At 52.6% G+C, this 15,372-nt stretch carries 15 protein-coding genes; 8 read left to right on the top strand and 7 right to left on the bottom strand.

Annotated features, from left to right (window positions below; translation table 11 throughout):
- Positions 1 to 38: 38 nt before the first annotated feature.
- The 4 genes from glnA to AAIR21_RS19595 all read left to right on the top strand — a co-directional run bounded on the left by glnA (position 39) and on the right by AAIR21_RS19595 (position 4,328).
- Positions 39 to 1,448, top strand: a complete 1,410-nt coding sequence (glnA, locus tag AAIR21_RS19610; protein WP_014172249.1) for a glutamate--ammonia ligase — start codon at positions 39 to 41, stop codon at positions 1,446 to 1,448.
- A 185-nt stretch (positions 1,449 to 1,633) separates the two neighbouring features.
- The gene (glnL, locus tag AAIR21_RS19605) at positions 1,634 to 2,683 is read left to right on the top strand and encodes a nitrogen regulation protein NR(II) (protein WP_014172250.1); all 1,050 of its coding nucleotides are present in this window, start codon (positions 1,634 to 1,636) and stop codon (positions 2,681 to 2,683) included.
- Positions 2,684 to 2,694: 11 nt separating this feature from the next.
- Complete coding sequence (gene glnG, locus AAIR21_RS19600; RefSeq protein ID WP_020883985.1) at positions 2,695 to 4,107, top strand: nitrogen regulation protein NR(I); 1,413 nt, start codon at positions 2,695 to 2,697, stop codon at positions 4,105 to 4,107.
- A gap of 110 nt (positions 4,108 to 4,217) precedes the next feature.
- Positions 4,218 to 4,328 carry a YshB family small membrane protein gene (locus AAIR21_RS19595; protein WP_032670298.1) on the top strand — a complete coding sequence of 37 codons (111 nt, stop codon included), beginning with the start codon at positions 4,218 to 4,220 and terminating at the stop codon, positions 4,326 to 4,328.
- A 64-nt stretch (positions 4,329 to 4,392) separates the two neighbouring features.
- Here AAIR21_RS19595 and hemN read toward each other — a convergent pair whose 3' ends face one another.
- Positions 4,393 to 5,766 carry an oxygen-independent coproporphyrinogen III oxidase gene (hemN, locus tag AAIR21_RS19590; protein WP_113657040.1) on the bottom strand — a complete coding sequence of 458 codons (1,374 nt, stop codon included), beginning with the start codon at positions 5,764 to 5,766 and terminating at the stop codon, positions 4,393 to 4,395.
- 188 nt (positions 5,767 to 5,954) lie between these two features.
- Positions 5,955 to 6,470, bottom strand: a complete 516-nt coding sequence (gene yihI / locus AAIR21_RS19585) for a Der GTPase-activating protein YihI (protein ID WP_014172254.1) — start codon at positions 6,468 to 6,470, stop codon at positions 5,955 to 5,957.
- Between the two features lie 578 nt (positions 6,471 to 7,048).
- Here yihI and yihA point away from each other — a divergent pair.
- The gene (gene yihA, locus AAIR21_RS19580; protein ID WP_014172255.1) at positions 7,049 to 7,678 is read left to right on the top strand and encodes a ribosome biogenesis GTP-binding protein YihA/YsxC; all 630 of its coding nucleotides are present in this window, start codon (positions 7,049 to 7,051) and stop codon (positions 7,676 to 7,678) included.
- Between the two features lie 312 nt (positions 7,679 to 7,990).
- On the opposite strand, the gene polA is transcribed toward yihA, so the two are convergent.
- Both polA and AAIR21_RS19570 read right to left on the bottom strand, forming a co-directional pair.
- Complete coding sequence (gene polA / locus AAIR21_RS19575; protein ID WP_032679270.1) at positions 7,991 to 10,783, bottom strand: DNA polymerase I; 2,793 nt, start codon at positions 10,781 to 10,783, stop codon at positions 7,991 to 7,993.
- Positions 10,784 to 11,105: 322 nt separating this feature from the next.
- Entirely contained in the window at positions 11,106 to 11,384 is a 279-nt protein-coding gene (locus AAIR21_RS19570) for a hypothetical protein (RefSeq protein ID WP_223862563.1), read from the bottom strand.
- On the opposite strand from AAIR21_RS19570, the gene AAIR21_RS19565 reads away from it, so the two are divergent.
- Entirely contained in the window at positions 11,281 to 12,132 is an 852-nt protein-coding gene (locus AAIR21_RS19565) for an acyltransferase (protein ID WP_230075073.1), read from the top strand. The two genes, AAIR21_RS19570 and AAIR21_RS19565, sit on opposite strands and share 104 nt — an antisense overlap.
- A 24-nt stretch (positions 12,133 to 12,156) precedes the next feature.
- Here AAIR21_RS19565 and dsbA read toward each other — a convergent pair whose 3' ends face one another.
- The 3 genes from dsbA to AAIR21_RS19550 form a co-directional block, all read right to left on the bottom strand.
- The gene (gene dsbA / locus AAIR21_RS19560) at positions 12,157 to 12,780 is read right to left on the bottom strand and encodes a thiol:disulfide interchange protein DsbA (RefSeq protein ID WP_020883990.1); all 624 of its coding nucleotides are present in this window, start codon (positions 12,778 to 12,780) and stop codon (positions 12,157 to 12,159) included.
- Positions 12,781 to 12,807: 27 nt separating this feature from the next.
- Positions 12,808 to 13,794: a serine/threonine protein kinase gene (locus tag AAIR21_RS19555; protein WP_020883991.1), complete on the bottom strand. Its 987-nt coding sequence runs from the start codon at positions 13,792 to 13,794 to the stop codon at positions 12,808 to 12,810.
- A 75-nt stretch (positions 13,795 to 13,869) separates the two neighbouring features.
- The gene (locus tag AAIR21_RS19550; protein WP_010436801.1) at positions 13,870 to 14,139 is read right to left on the bottom strand and encodes a YihD family protein; all 270 of its coding nucleotides are present in this window, start codon (positions 14,137 to 14,139) and stop codon (positions 13,870 to 13,872) included.
- 68 nt (positions 14,140 to 14,207) lie between these two features.
- Here AAIR21_RS19550 and mobA point away from each other — a divergent pair, with 68 nt between their 5' ends.
- Together mobA and mobB are read left to right on the top strand one after the other, a co-directional pair.
- A complete protein-coding gene (mobA, locus tag AAIR21_RS19545) occupies positions 14,208 to 14,792 on the top strand; it encodes a molybdenum cofactor guanylyltransferase MobA (protein WP_020883992.1) in 585 nt (194 codons plus the stop codon).
- Positions 14,789 to 15,292 carry a molybdopterin-guanine dinucleotide biosynthesis protein MobB gene (mobB, locus tag AAIR21_RS19540; RefSeq protein WP_020883993.1) on the top strand — a complete coding sequence of 168 codons (504 nt, stop codon included), beginning with the start codon at positions 14,789 to 14,791 and terminating at the stop codon, positions 15,290 to 15,292. The genes mobA and mobB overlap by 4 nt, the downstream gene beginning before the upstream one ends.
- The last annotated feature ends 80 nt before the right edge of the window (positions 15,293 to 15,372 follow it).

Raw genomic sequence — 15,372 nt, 5'->3', positions numbered from 1 at the left:
GTTACCACGACGACAATGACCAATCTGGAGAGTTAAGTATGTCCGCTGAACACGTTTTGACGATGCTGAACGAACATGAAGTGAAGTTTGTTGATCTGCGCTTCACCGATACCAAAGGTAAAGAACAGCACGTCACTATTCCTGCTCATCAGGTAAACGCCGAATTCTTTGAAGAAGGCAAAATGTTTGACGGCTCCTCCATTGGCGGCTGGAAAGGTATCAACGAATCTGACATGGTTCTGATGCCTGACGCTTCCACTGCGGTCATTGATCCGTTCTTCGAAGAACCAACCCTGATCATCCGTTGCGACATCCTCGAGCCAGGCACACTGCAGGGCTACGACCGCGACCCACGCTCCATCGCGAAACGCGCTGAAGAGTACCTGCGTTCAACCGGTATCGCAGACACCGTACTGTTCGGGCCAGAGCCAGAATTCTTCCTGTTTGATGACATCCGTTTCGGTGCCTCTATTTCTGGCTCCCACGTTGCCATCGACGATATCGAAGGTGCATGGAACTCCTCCACCAAATACGAAGGTGGTAACAAAGGTCACCGTCCTGGCGTTAAAGGCGGTTACTTCCCGGTTCCTCCGGTCGACTCCGCTCAGGACATCCGTTCCACCATGTGTCTGGTGATGGAAGAGATGGGCCTAGTGGTTGAAGCTCACCACCACGAAGTGGCGACTGCGGGTCAGAACGAAGTGGCAACCCGCTTCAACACCATGACCAAAAAAGCAGACGAAATTCAGATCTACAAATACGTTGTGCACAACGTTGCGCACCGTTTCGGTAAAACCGCGACCTTCATGCCAAAACCAATGTTTGGCGATAACGGTTCCGGTATGCACTGCCACATGTCTCTGTCCAAGAACGGAACCAACCTGTTCTCTGGCGACAAATATGCCGGTCTGTCTGAGCAGGCTCTGTATTACATTGGCGGCGTAATCAAACACGCTAAAGCGATCAACGCCCTGGCGAACCCAACCACTAACTCCTACAAGCGTCTGGTCCCAGGCTACGAAGCACCGGTAATGCTGGCGTACTCTGCGCGTAACCGTTCTGCTTCTATCCGTATCCCTGTGGTAGCGTCTCCTAAAGCGCGTCGTATCGAAGTTCGCTTCCCGGATCCAGCTGCTAACCCATACCTGTGCTTCGCAGCACTGCTGATGGCGGGTCTGGACGGTATCAAGAACAAGATCCACCCAGGCGAAGCTATGGACAAAAACCTGTACGACCTGCCGCCAGAAGAAGCGAAAGAGATCCCACAGGTTGCAGGCTCTCTGGAAGAAGCCCTGCAGGCGCTGGACGCAGACCGCGAGTTCCTGACTGCGGGTGGCGTGTTCACTGACGACGCTATCGATGCTTACATCGCCCTGCGTACTGAAGAGAACGACCGTGTGCGTATGACGCCACACCCGGTTGAGTTCGAACTGTACTACAGCGTTTAAGTTTCAATGAGTTTCGCGCGCCCTTTTACGCGCGATCTCACAAGCTTTTATTTGTTGCCGTGGAAACTTTCAGCCCATCTCCGGATGGGCTTTTTTCTCCACCAACAAACTGATCTCACGCGCTTTTTACGACGAAAAAGCTATACTGCACTAAATTAGTGCAACCAACTCCAGGAGACTGCTGAATGGCAACTGGCACGCTGCCCGATGCTGGGCAGATCCTCAATTCTTTGATTAACAGTATTTTGCTGGTCGACGACGAGCTGGCCGTACATTACGCCAACCCGGCGGCGCAGCAGCTGCTCGCCCAGAGCTCACGCAAACTGTTTGGCACCCCGCTTCCGGAATTATTGAGCTATTTCTCGCTGAATATTGGCCTGATGCAAGAAAGTCTGCAGGCCGGTCAGGGCTTTACCGATAACGAAGTCACGCTGGTGATCGACGGGCGCTCACATATTTTATCGCTTACCGCACAACGGCTTCCTGAAGGGCTGATCCTGCTTGAAATGGCACCGATGGATAATCAGCGCCGCCTGAGCCAGGAACAACTTCAGCATGCCCAGCAAATTGCCGCCCGTGACCTGGTGCGAGGCCTGGCGCATGAAATCAAGAACCCGCTGGGTGGCTTACGCGGTGCGGCACAACTCCTGACCAAAGCGCTGCCCGACCCTGCGCTGGCGGAGTACACCAACGTCATCATTGAGCAGGCAGACCGCCTGCGTAACCTGGTTGACCGTCTGCTCGGGCCGCAACAGCCCGGCATGCATGTCTCAGAAAGTATTCATAAAGTGGCTGAGCGGGTTGTGAAACTCGTCTCGATGGAGCTGCCGGAGAACGTCACGCTGGTCCGTGACTACGACCCAAGCCTGCCGGAACTGGCGCACGACCCGGATCAGATTGAGCAGGTCTTGCTGAATATTGTGCGTAATGCCCTGCAGGCGCTGGGGCCGGAAGGGGGCGAAATTATTTTGCGCACCCGCACCGCGTTCCAGCTCACACTGCACGGCGTGCGCTATCGTCTGGCTGCCCGCATCGACGTTGAGGACAACGGGCCGGGTATTCCGTCGCATCTTCAGGACACCCTGTTCTACCCGATGGTCAGCGGTCGCGAAGGCGGTACCGGCCTGGGGTTATCCATTGCCCGTAGTTTGATCGATCAACACTCTGGAAAAATTGAATTTACCAGTTGGCCGGGACATACCGAGTTTTCGGTTTTCCTGCCGATTAAAAAATAAAGGTGACGTTTATGCAACGAGGGATAGTCTGGGTAGTCGATGACGATAGCTCCATCCGTTGGGTGCTTGAACGCGCGCTCACAGGGGCAGGATTAAGCTGCACGACGTTTGAGAGCGGCAGCGAAGTGCTCGACGCACTCACCACCAAAACGCCGGATGTGCTGCTTTCGGATATTCGCATGCCGGGAATGGACGGGCTGGCGCTTTTAAAGCAGATCAAACAACGCCATCCTATGCTTCCGGTCATCATAATGACGGCGCATTCCGACCTGGACGCCGCGGTGAGCGCCTATCAGCAAGGGGCGTTCGATTACCTGCCCAAACCGTTTGATATCGACGAAGCGGTCGCCCTGGTTGAGCGCGCGATCAGCCACTACCAGGAGCAGCAGCAGCCTCGTCACACGCCTGACTTCGGGCCCACGACGGACATCATTGGCGAAGCGCCAGCCATGCAGGATGTGTTTCGTATCATTGGCCGTCTGTCACGCTCGTCCATCAGCGTACTGATTAACGGTGAATCGGGAACCGGTAAAGAGCTGGTAGCGCATGCCTTACATCGCCACAGCCCGCGGGCAAAAGCACCGTTTATCGCTCTAAATATGGCCGCCATCCCAAAGGATTTAATTGAATCCGAACTGTTTGGCCATGAGAAAGGGGCTTTTACCGGCGCGAATACCATTCGCCAGGGTCGCTTCGAACAGGCTGACGGTGGAACACTCTTCCTGGATGAAATCGGCGATATGCCGCTGGATGTCCAGACCCGTTTGCTGCGCGTGTTGGCCGACGGACAGTTTTATCGCGTAGGTGGCTATGCGCCGGTGAAGGTCGATGTACGCATTATTGCCGCGACGCACCAGAATCTGGAGCAGCGCGTCCAGGAAGGTAAATTCCGTGAGGATTTATTCCATCGCCTGAACGTGATCCGCGTTCATTTGCCACCGCTACGTGAACGCCGTGAAGATATTCCCCGCCTGGCGCGCCATTTTCTGCAGGTCGCTGCCCGCGAGCTGGGCGTGGAAGCCAAGCAGCTGCACCCGGAAACCGATGCCGCCCTCACCCGTCTGGCGTGGCCGGGCAACGTGCGTCAGCTGGAAAACACCTGTCGCTGGTTGACCGTAATGGCCGCCGGACAGGAAGTCCTGATTCAGGATTTACCGGCTGAACTGTTTGAAGCGACTGCGCCAGAAAGCAGCACCGGACATGCATTGCCGGACAGCTGGGCGACGCTGCTGGCGCAGTGGGCCGATCGCGCGCTGCGTTCCGGTCATCAAAACTTGCTGTCTGAAGCCCAGCCCGAGATGGAGCGCACGCTGTTGACCACCGCACTCCGCCATACACAGGGCCATAAGCAGGAAGCGGCACGCCTGCTGGGATGGGGACGTAATACCCTGACGCGTAAGCTGAAAGAGCTGGGCATGGAGTGATCTTTACCCGTGTGTAAAGGTTACTAATTGAGCGCAAATTGCTGCTATTTTGCGCTTTACTGTATCAATGATTTTTGTATGATCGTGCCCGGAAAGTGAGGGTGATCATCATGCTGGAAACATTAGTGAATATGCTCTCAAGTGGAGCAGCCGAAAGCCACACGCCACAAACAGCCGTTGCTGCTGTGCTGTGCGCGGCGCTGGTTGGGCTGTTTAGCTAGAGAGTCGCTAACAAAAAAGCCGGGTAGCGGCTTCGCCTTACCCGGCCAAATATGTTGGCACGTCTTAAATGACGCGTGAGAACTGCTGCAGACGCGCTTTCTGACGCAGATAGGCGTCGAAGCACATGCAGATATTACGAATCAACAGGCGCCCTTTGGGTGTCACGTCAATTGCACGTTCTGAAACATCCACCAGCCCATCTTTTGCCAGAGGCGCTAACAGCTTCAGGTCATCAGCAAAGTAATCGCTGAAATGCAGATCCCACTGCGCTTCCACGTCGCTGAAATCAAGACGGAAGTTACAGATGAGCGCCTTAATCACGTCACGACGGATGCAGTCATCGCGCGTTAACGCGATACCGCGCCACAGCGCGTTGCCCGCGTCATCTACCTGCTGATAGTAAAGCTTCAGCTCTTTCTGGTTCTGCGCGTAGCAGTCACCGATCATGCTGATGGCGGAGACGCCCATCCCCAGCAAATCGGTGTCGCCCTGGGTGGTGTAGCCCTGGAAATTTCGATGCAGTACGCCTTCGCGCTGGGCAATAGCCAGCTCGTCATCCGGACGAGCAAAGTGATCCATGCCGATGAACTGATAACCGGCTTCGGTCAGCGAGGCGATGGTTTCCTGCAGAATATCCAGCTTCTGTTGGGCAGAAGGCAGGTCGGCATCTTTGATTTTGCGCTGAGCGGCAAACAGCGTCGGCAGATGCGCATAGTTAAAGACGCTCAGGCGGTCCGGGTTGAGTTCGGCCACGCGTTTCAGCGTGAAGGCGAAGCTCTCCGGCGTTTGCTTAGGCAGGCCGTAAATCAGGTCGATATTGGTCGACGTAAAGCCGATATCGCGGGCGTGGTTGAGTAAGGCAAAGATAAACTCTTCATCCTGCTCACGGTTCACCAGCCGCTGCACCTCTTTGTTGAAATCCTGAACACCCATGCTCAGGCGATTGAAACCTTCAGCGCGTAAGTGATCCAGTACATCCAGCTCAATTTCGCGCGGATCGACCTCGATCGAGATTTCAGCATCGTCGTTAAAACGGAAGTTGTTGCGCAGGAGCGTCATTAAACGGCTGATCTGCGCTTTATTCAGATACGTTGGCGTACCCCCACCCCAGTGAAGCTGGCTGACGTGACGGCCGGAAAACAGCGGGGCACGGTGCAAAATTTCCTGCTCAAGCGCATCCAGATACTGATCGGCTTTATGTTGCTGACGGGTAACGATTTTATTGCAGCCGCAGAAGTAGCAAAGCTTGTGGCAGAACGGAATATGGACATAGAGCGACAGCGGTCGCTCGGGGTAGCGCGCGACAGCCTGCTGAAACGCCGCCTCGCCGAAACTATCGGAGAACTCCAGCGCGGTGGGGTATGACGTATAACGCGGCCCGGAATAGTTATATTTCTGGATTAGGGCCAAATCCCAGTCGATAGTTGGTACAGACATGCTCACTCCTTCCGTTGGTGTCGCGTTCGCATACGGCGGCCCGTTCTGGCCCCATCGCGGGCCATCACTCGGGTGCGCAGCCACTTCTGTCGCCGCGACAACCGCCGTAGTTTAACGAATAACCACACCAGATAACATATAACCGGAAGGGTTATTAGCAGGACTATCGTCCCTGCCGGATGCAAATGTTAGTTTCCACCCTTCAGAAGACGCATCATATCTTCCTGCTTTTCGTCTTCTTCTTCGTCTTCGTCATCGTCGTAAGACAGACCCAGCTTCTGCATCAGCTCATCAATGCGGTCCAGTTTGGCATCAACCCATGACTGCTCTTCGGCGGTTAGGGTTTCACCCTCTTCAAGACGTTCCAGCAGCGCGTCCAGGCGCTCATCGTTCTCCAGCAAATCCAGCTCAGCCTGCGGTGAAAGCATAGGTTTCTCGCTCTTTGGTTTGTGCTGCTTAGTGACCGGGGTGTCTGTCACGCCCAGTGGAACAGGTGTTTTACTGCCAATACGTGGGTCTTTCTGCTGCTTGTTTTTCGCAGAAGCGCCAGAAGCATCACCACCGTTTGCACGGCTACCCGCAGCATGACCGCGATGTTTTTTATCGCGTTTGCGATCGCGCGATTCCTGGTTCAGTTCTTCGCGCGTTTTGCGGTGTGCTTTTGCAGGGCGTTTAGCGCCCGCAGCGGAGGTCGGTTTTTTCATGATGTTTTATCTTTAAGTCGTTTTCTTCAGTATAGAATTGCGGCGAAATCTAGCAGAAAGCAAGCAAAGAAAAAAGGCGACAGAGCAATCTGTCGCCTTTTTTCCTGACTCACAACCCTTAACGGGTCAGACATTCCGTGTTTGCCAACAACAAACCCTGTTTATCCCTTGGCTAATACCGTCCGTGATACGGTTCCGTTTCCTGTTAAAACGCCTCCAGGCGTTGGTCATCCTGACAATCCTGCGTCTTCGCCTCCTGGCGCTCCTGACCCTAATCCTTAAGTCTGTTTCCTGTTGGCTTCCTCGCCCTGACGCACACTTTACCCTGTTCAGTTAAACTGACAAGCAACGAAACGGCACAAAAACGGATTTTCAGATAATTACCCGAGAATAAGCTTATGATTTAAAACAATTTGGCTTTTTTAACGCCTGCGAATTCTCTGAAATCTCCCATAGTATTCATAGCCGATCTCTCACAACCGCCAGGGTTTTAACTTACAGGCGCTGTGCAATCAAAAAAGTCTTTTGCCGGCATTCAGGTATAATCCCCCTCAGATTACGATTTTGGAGACGACCACGTGACTACCTGGAACTACCAACAGACGCATTTTGTCACCAGTGCGCCCGATATCCGCCACCTTCCTTCTGATACTGGCATTGAAGTGGCTTTTGCTGGCCGCTCTAACGCGGGCAAATCCAGCGCCCTGAATACGCTGACCAATCAGAAGAGCCTGGCGCGTACCTCAAAAACACCTGGCCGTACTCAGCTGATTAACCTGTTTGAAGTGGCAGAAGGCAAACGCCTGGTCGACTTACCGGGATATGGTTACGCGCAAGTTCCGGAAGAGATGAAGATCAAATGGCAGCGTGCGCTGGGTGAATACCTGGAAAAACGCCAGTGCCTGAAAGGTCTGGTGGTGCTGATGGATATCCGCCATCCCCTGAAAGATCTCGATCAGCAGATGATCGACTGGGCTGTCTCAAGTGAGATAGCCGTGCTGGTACTGCTGACTAAAGCGGATAAGCTGGCGAGCGGCGCGCGTAAAGCGCAGGTGAATATGGTTCGCGAAGCGGTGCTGGCTTTTAACGGCGACGTACAGGTGGAGCCGTTCTCCTCGCTGAAAAAGCAGGGTGTCGACAAGCTGCGTCAGAAGCTCGATAGCTGGTTCAACGAGCTGGAACCCGCGACGGAAGCGGAAGAAGAGTAATACCGAGCGCGGCGATGTCCGCGCTTTTTTTTGCCTGGATTTTTCTTTGCCGCAATAAAAAACGCCCCAGTCATTACTGACTGGGGCGGCTAAAATATTCAGCCAAATCCGATTACGTGAAGTAAAAGGTCTGAAAGATAGAACATCTTACCTCTGTACCCTACGCGAATAACTCTACCCCTTTTTTTGCTGTAGAAAAAGCACTTTTTGTAGTTTTTTTTCATTCTTTACATAGGGAATTCTAATGATCGTCACAAAACGCACTTTGTTATGTTGCTAACTTACATAAAAAGCGCGTTATTGGCAGAACCCTTAGTGAGCTTGATCCCAGTTTTCACCGCTGCCCACTTCCACCAGCAACGGCACGTCAAGGGTCATGCTGCTTTCCATAAGTTCGTGGATCTTCTTCGACACGGTGTCCAGATCATCTTTGTGGACTTCGAATACCAGTTCATCGTGTACCTGCATGATCATCTTCACGCGTGGCTTCTCTTTTTCCAGCCAGGCATCAACTGCGATCATCGCACGCTTAATAATGTCTGCCGCCGTCCCCTGCATCGGGGCGTTGATGGCAGCACGTTCTGCACCGGCACGACGTGCGGCGTTGCTTGATTTGATGTCCGGCAGATAAAGGCGACGACCATCCAGGGTTTCGACGTAGCCTTTCTCCTTCGCCTGCGCACGGGTGCGTTCCATATATTCCAGCACGCCCGGATAACGCTCGAAGTAGAGATCCATATACTTCTGCGACTCTTTACGCGGAATGTTGAGCTGGCGCGAAAGGCCAAAGGCGCTCATGCCGTAGATCAGACCGAAGTTGATCGCCTTCGCACTGCGACGTTGCTCGTGAGTCACGCTGTCCAGCGGCAGCCCAAAGACTTCAGCCGCCGTTGCACGGTGGATATCTTTTCCTTCCGCAAAGGCCGTCAGCAGCCCCTTGTCGCGTGACAGGTGCGCCATAATACGCAACTCAATTTGCGAGTAATCGGCCGAGACGATCAGGTAGTCGTCTGGCGCGATAAACGCCTGACGGATACGACGGCCTTCTTCATTGCGTACCGGGATGTTCTGCAGGTTTGGATCGGTCGAGGAGAGACGACCGGTCGCCGCCACAGCCTGATGATACGAGGTATGCACGCGGCCCGTTTTAGGGTTGATCATCAGCGGAAGTTTATCGGTATAGGTAGACTTCAGCTTCGCCAGACCACGGTACTGGAGAATCACTTTTGGCAGCGGGTAATCCAGCGCCAGTTCCTCAAGCACTTCTTCAGACGTTGATGGCGCGCCGCCAGGGGTTTTCTTCAGCGGCTTAATTCCCTGTTTTTCAAACAGGATGGTCTGAAGCTGTTTCGGAGACGAAAGGTTAAACGGTTCGCCAGCAAGCTCATGCGCCTTCTGCTCAAGCTCGGTCAACCGCTGCGCCAGTTCTCCAGAGTGGTTATGCAGCACCGTCGGATCAATTTTTACGCCGTTGCGCTCAATGCGCGAGAGCACAGGTACCAGTGGCATCTCAATGTGCTGGAACACGTTCAGCGGACCTTCGTGCTTCTGCAGTTTTGGCCACATCTTCAGGTGCAGTTGCAGCGTGACATCGGCGTCTTCAGCCGCGTAGCGACCCGCTTCTTCCAGGGCAATCTGATTGAAGGTGAGCTGGTTTTTACCTTTTCCGGCAATTTCTTCAAAGGTAATGGTCTTATGCTTGAGCCAACGGTCGGATAAGGAGTCCATATCATGACGACCCGCCACGCTGTCGAGAATGTAAGATTCCAGCATGGTATCGAACGCAATGCCGCGCAGCTCAATGCCATAGTTTTGCAGAATGCCGCGATCATATTTGAGGTTTTGCCCGACCTTAAGCGCCTTGTCATCTTCCAGAATCGGCTTCAGCAGCTCCAGCACACGCTCACGCGGGATCTGATCAGGTGCATCGAGGTAATCATGTGCAACGGGCACATAGGCCGCCATTCCCGGCTCCGTCGCAAATGACAGGCCGACCATATTGGCGGAAATGTTATCGAGGCTGTCGGTTTCCGTATCGAAGGCAAAGAACGGCGCTTTTTTGAGCTTCTCAATCCACGCCACCAGCTGTGACTCTTCAAGGAGGGTTTCGTAATTGTCGAAAGAGAGCGCGATGGCCTCTTCTTCTGCCAGCTCTTCGGCATCAACGACAATCGTCTCCTTTGGCTTAGCAGCCGGTTTGGCCCCTTTTGCCTGCAGCCATTTACCGGCTTCCACGTCCGTGGTCCAGCGCTTGAATTCGTATTTCTTAAACAGGCTTAACAGTTCGTCTGCGGAAGGCTGCTGCACTTCAAGCTGCTCACAACCCAGTTCCAGTTCAACATCGGTTTTAATGGTTGCCAGCTTATAGGAGAGATAAGCCACCTCTTTGTTCTCTTCCAGCTTTCCGGCCATGGTTTTTGCACCACGGAAGGAGAGCCCGGCGATTTTGTCCGGCTCCGCGTACAGCGTATCCAGCCCGCCCAATCCCTGAAGCAGCGCCTGGGCGGTCTTTTCACCCACGCCTGGTACGCCTGGGATGTTATCCGAGGAGTCGCCCATCAGCGCGAGGAAGTCGATAATCAGCTCTGGCGGCACGCCATATTTTGTGACCACCTCTTCAGGCCCCAGGATGGTGTTGGTCATGGTGTTAATCAGGGTGATACCCGGCGTTACCAGCTGCGCCATATCTTTATCCCCTGTACTGATCAGTACCGGACGACCCATTTTTTCTGCTTCACGTGCCAGCGTACCTATTACGTCATCGGCTTCGACCCCAGAGACGGCCAGCAGCGGCAAGCCCATCGCTTTTACCATCGCGTGCAGCGGTTCAATCTGCGCACGCAGATCGTCAGGCATTGGCGGACGGTGAGATTTGTAATGCTCAAAAAGCTCGTCGCGGAAGGTTTTACCTTTCGCATCAAACACCACTGCCGCATGGGTTGGCTGGTACTGAAGGATCAGGCTGCGCAGCATGTTTAGCACGCCGTACATTGCGCCGGTAGGTTCCCCTGCGCTATTGGTCAGAGGAGGAAACGCATGGTACGCCCGATACAGGTAAGAAGAGCCGTCGACGAGAATAAGAGGGTTTTCTGGGATCTGAACCATAATGTCCGTGCCTTTAATCAATTTATGCGTAAAGGATGCCACAGAAGGATGAAAACATCAGTTATTAGCGCCAGATACAGGAAAAGATTTTGCGATCGTGAGGATCGCTCGCAAAAATAAATCTGTGGATAAGTTTGTGCATACTTTTACGCCACAGGAATAACAGACGCTAAAAGTACATACCTCATAATAAATAGATGCTATATATCATAGAGTTATTATGTTTCATTTGATCTTTATGGTCAATTGATGACAATTTAGTCTATGTGGATATAAGCCCTGGGCCGCACGCCGTTATAGCGAAATCTTCTGCTCCCGGGCGTTATCCCGCAACGCCTGGCATGAAAGCACCCTTATTTTGTCTGATTTCTGATAAAATCAGCGCCCTGCACCGGATAGCCGGCCGCTCACTTACAGCTAACCATCTGAAAAAGCTCATCATGTCGAGATTGCTCGCAGCAATAACATTACCTTTAAGCATCATTTTAACTATTCTGGTGACTGTCGCCTGTTCTGTGCCGATCATTGTTGCCGGAATCATTAAGTTGCTGCTGCCCGTGCCCGTGGTATGGCGAGCCGTATCCGCATTTTGTAATTTCATGATGTACTGCTGGTGTGAAGGACTGGCGTTCCTGTTGTACCTGAACCCACACCTGAAGTGGGATGTGGAAGGGCTTGAAGGCCTCAACAAAAAGAACTGGTACCTGCTTATCTGCAACCACCACAGCTGGGCAGACATCGTGGTGTTATGCGTGCTTTTCCGCAAACATATCCCGATGAACAAATACTTCCTGAAACAGCAGCTCGCCTGGGTGCCTTTTATCGGTCTGGCCTGCTGGGCGCTTGATATGCCGTTTATGAAACGCTATTCGCGCAGCTATTTGCTTCGTCATCCGGAGCATCGTGGTAAAGATGTGGAAACCACGCGCCGTTCCTGCGAAAAATTTCGCGCGCATCCAACAACCATTGTGAACTTCGTGGAAGGCTCGCGCTTTACGGAAGAGAAGCGTCAACAAACTCGCTCTCCTTATCAGCACCTGCTGCCGCCCAAGGCTGCGGGCATTGCGATGGCGCTTAACGTGTTGGGCGCGCAGTTCGATAAATTACTCAACGTCACGCTCTGCTATCCGGAAAACGACAGGACACCCTTCTTCGATATGCTCAGCGGCAAGCTGACGCGGATCGTTGTACGCATCGAGCTGGTGCCGGTTGATGACGGGTTGCACGGGGATTACGTTAACGATAAGAATTTCAAACGTCTTTTCCAGCGTTGGCTGAATACGCTCTGGAATGAGAAAGATGAACAGATAGAAAAGATTAAATCTTCATACAAAAACGCCGGTCAGTGACCGGCGTTTTTTTCTTTATTGCTCTTACTTCTTCTCGACCAGATATTTCACGGTATCCGCGTACTGCTGTACGAAGATATCCATGCTGCTGGTGTCCATGCCCTGCGTGTTCAGCTGATATTTGCCGTTAACATACATCGCCGGAACGCCCTGCAGCTGAAGGTCTGCGGCGGCTTTTTCCTGCTGGGCTACCAGAGATTTCACCACAAAGCTGTTCCATGCCGCGTCGTATTCTTCACCTTTCACACCGGCATCCACGAAGACTTTACGGATATCTGCAGTCGTCTGAACTGTCTGGGTTTTCTGGACTGCTTCAAACATTGGTGCAGTGATCTTATCTTCCACGCCCAGCGCGATAGCTACCGCCCACGCCTGAGTCAGGTCTTTACCCAATGGGCCCAGGAACTCAACGTGATACTTGGTCATTTTGGTGCCTTCTGGCAGCTTTTTCTTCACGTTATCGGAAACATGCAGCACCTGCTCGAACTGATAGCAATGTGGGCAATAGAACGAGAAGAACTCCAGAACCTGTGGCTCGCCAGCGACTGGCTTTTCCAGCGTCGTATACTGTTTGCCGTCGGTAAACTGCGCAGCAGAAGCGCTAAATGCCAGAATCATACCTGCCAGCGCCAGCCAAATTTTTTTCATGATTAACTCTCTCCTGGGTGTGTCCAATTAATACATCGGCGTTAATTGCAGAGGGGGCTCCTTAAGAACCTTAACCTGCTCAGTAAATGTGGATATCTGGCTGCGCCAGTAATCCTCTCCGGTAAGCCACGGGAAATTACGGGGAAATGCAGGATCGTCCCAACGCCTGATTAACCATGCGAGATAATAAACAAAACGCATCGCGCGTAAAGGTTCAATCAGGACAATTTCGTCTGAATTAAAAGGGCTAAACTCTTCATAGGCCTCAATAATCGTTTCAAGCTGCATCCGTTGCTCAGCTTTATCGCCATTGAGCAGCATCCACAGGTCCTGAACCGCTGGCCCCATACGTGCATCATCGAGATCGACGAACAGCGGGCCATCACGCCAGAGAATATTACCAGCGTGACAATCGCCGTGCAGACGCAGAACGGAAATATCATCGCGCCAGCAGGTTTTCACCGCATCAATAAGTTTATCGGTCGCGTTGAGGAAATTATCCTTAAGCGCTTTGGGGATTAGCGCCGAGGTTTCAAATACCTGACGAGGTTCAAGCAGGTATTCCTGAATACCGATTGTCGGACGGGCAATAAAGTCTTCTTTGCGTCCTGTCTGGTGAATGCGTCCCAGATATCGGGCAACCCACTCCATCTGATCGATATTATCCGCTTCAAACTGGCGGCCCCCCAGGCTTGGGAATACGGCGTAGTAAAACCCTTCGTGGGTGAGCAGCGTTTGGTTATTAAATTTAAGCGGCGCGGCAACGGGAACATCATCATCCAGCAGATCGTGAGCAAACTGGTGCTCTTCCTGAATTTGTTCTGCGGACCAACGTTGAGGGCGATAGAACTTTACGACGAAGCGCTGACGATCCTCGTCCTGAAACTGATAGACGCGGTTTTCGTAGCTATTTAAGGGGGTTAGCCCGGAATCCACCCGAATACCCTGTTCAAACAGCGCATCCATAATGGTATCCGGGTGTAATGTCTGGAAAGTAAAAGCCTGGTCGTTCATCCGATCATCCGGAAATTATACGAATGATTCAGGATATCATCTTGTGGCGATTTCGGTGCCGCCGCTTACAAGCTTTTACTCTTTAATTACGCCACGTGCGCGCAGCAACGCGGTTTTAAAATCTTCCTCATAATCTTTCTGAATACCAGGAATAACAGCGTCTTTGGCAGAGTCGCGCATTTTGAGATGGTAGATCAGGATATCGTCAGAAAGGTCTGTCAGTTCGCCGTCAAAACCTGACTCTTTCGCCAGTTTCTGTAAAAATTGCATCAGATTAAGCTCTGGCTCTTTTTGCCAGGCCGGCTGGAGGAGTTCAATGACTTCATTCAGACGTTTACATTTCATGGTGGTGCTCCTTTCATTGAGAGTGACACGTTAGCAGGGTCAATCCCACAATAAAAGAGGCGATATTCATGAATCATGGCCAGCAAATAATCGGCGTTGTTCTGGCGGGTGGCAAGGCAACCCGAATGGGGGGGAAAGATAAAGGTCTTCAGCTCCTTAACGGTAAGCCACTCTGGCAGCATGTCGCTGATACGCTTGCGGACCAGGTCATGACAATGGTCATCAGCGCTAACAGGCATAGAGATGTTTATCAGCGTAGCGGGTATCCCGTTTACGAGGATACGCAGGAGAATTACCCCGGGCCGCTGGCCGGTATGCTTTCGGTTATGCAGCAGTCGCACGGGGAGTGGTTTATCTTCTGTCCGTGTGATACCCCGTTTATTCCGTCTTGTCTTGTCGAACGCATGGTACGGCTTCGTGGTAGCGCACCCGTTGTCTGGGCCCATGACGGTGAGCGTGACCACCCTGCTGTTGCGTTGATCCACCGTTCGTTAGTTCCGGCGTTACAGGAGTACCTGACGGCAGGAGAGCGCAGGGTGATGACTTTTATGCGCCAGTCAGGCGGCCATCCCGTTGATTTTAGCGATTTGAAGTCGGCGTTTATGAACGTCAATACCACAGAAGATTTGCAGATGATGCAGGAGAAAAAATGATACCTGTTTTGGCCATTTCAGCCTGGAGTGGTACCGGGAAAACGACGCTGCTGAAAAAACTGATCCCTGCGCTTTGCGCTAAAGGTGTTCGCCCCGGATTAATTAAGCATACGCATCACAATATGGATGTCGATAAGCCGGGAAAAGACAGCTATGAGCTGCGTAAGGCGGGAGCAGCCCAAACGATGGTGGCGAGTGATCAGCGCTGGGCATTGATGACTGAAACACCGGATGAAGCGCCGCTGGATCTCATGTATCTGGTTAGCCGGATGGATCTCTCTACTCTGGATCTGGTGCTGGTTGAGGGGTTTAAGCATGACGCGGTGGCGAAGATCCTGCTGTTCAGAAGCCATGCCGGGCATGATGTTCACGAGCTGACGCTCGATGAGCATGTAATTGCAGTCGCCAGTGACGTAGCCCTGGATCTGGAGATACCGGTACTGGATTTGAATAACATTGAAGAGATCGCCGCGTTTATTTTGAATTGGTGTGCTGTCTGATGCTCTCTCCGGCAGCGGGAAAAACCCAAAGCAAAAAACCCCGCACCATACGGTACGGGGTTCTTTTAATTGATGCCTGG

This window comes from Enterobacter sp. PTB (genome assembly GCF_051130085.1).
GTDB lineage: Bacteria > Pseudomonadota > Gammaproteobacteria > Enterobacterales > Enterobacteriaceae > Enterobacter > Enterobacter ludwigii.
Note: the sequence above shows the minus strand (reverse complement) of the source record. Positions and strands in the feature narration are given on the sequence as shown.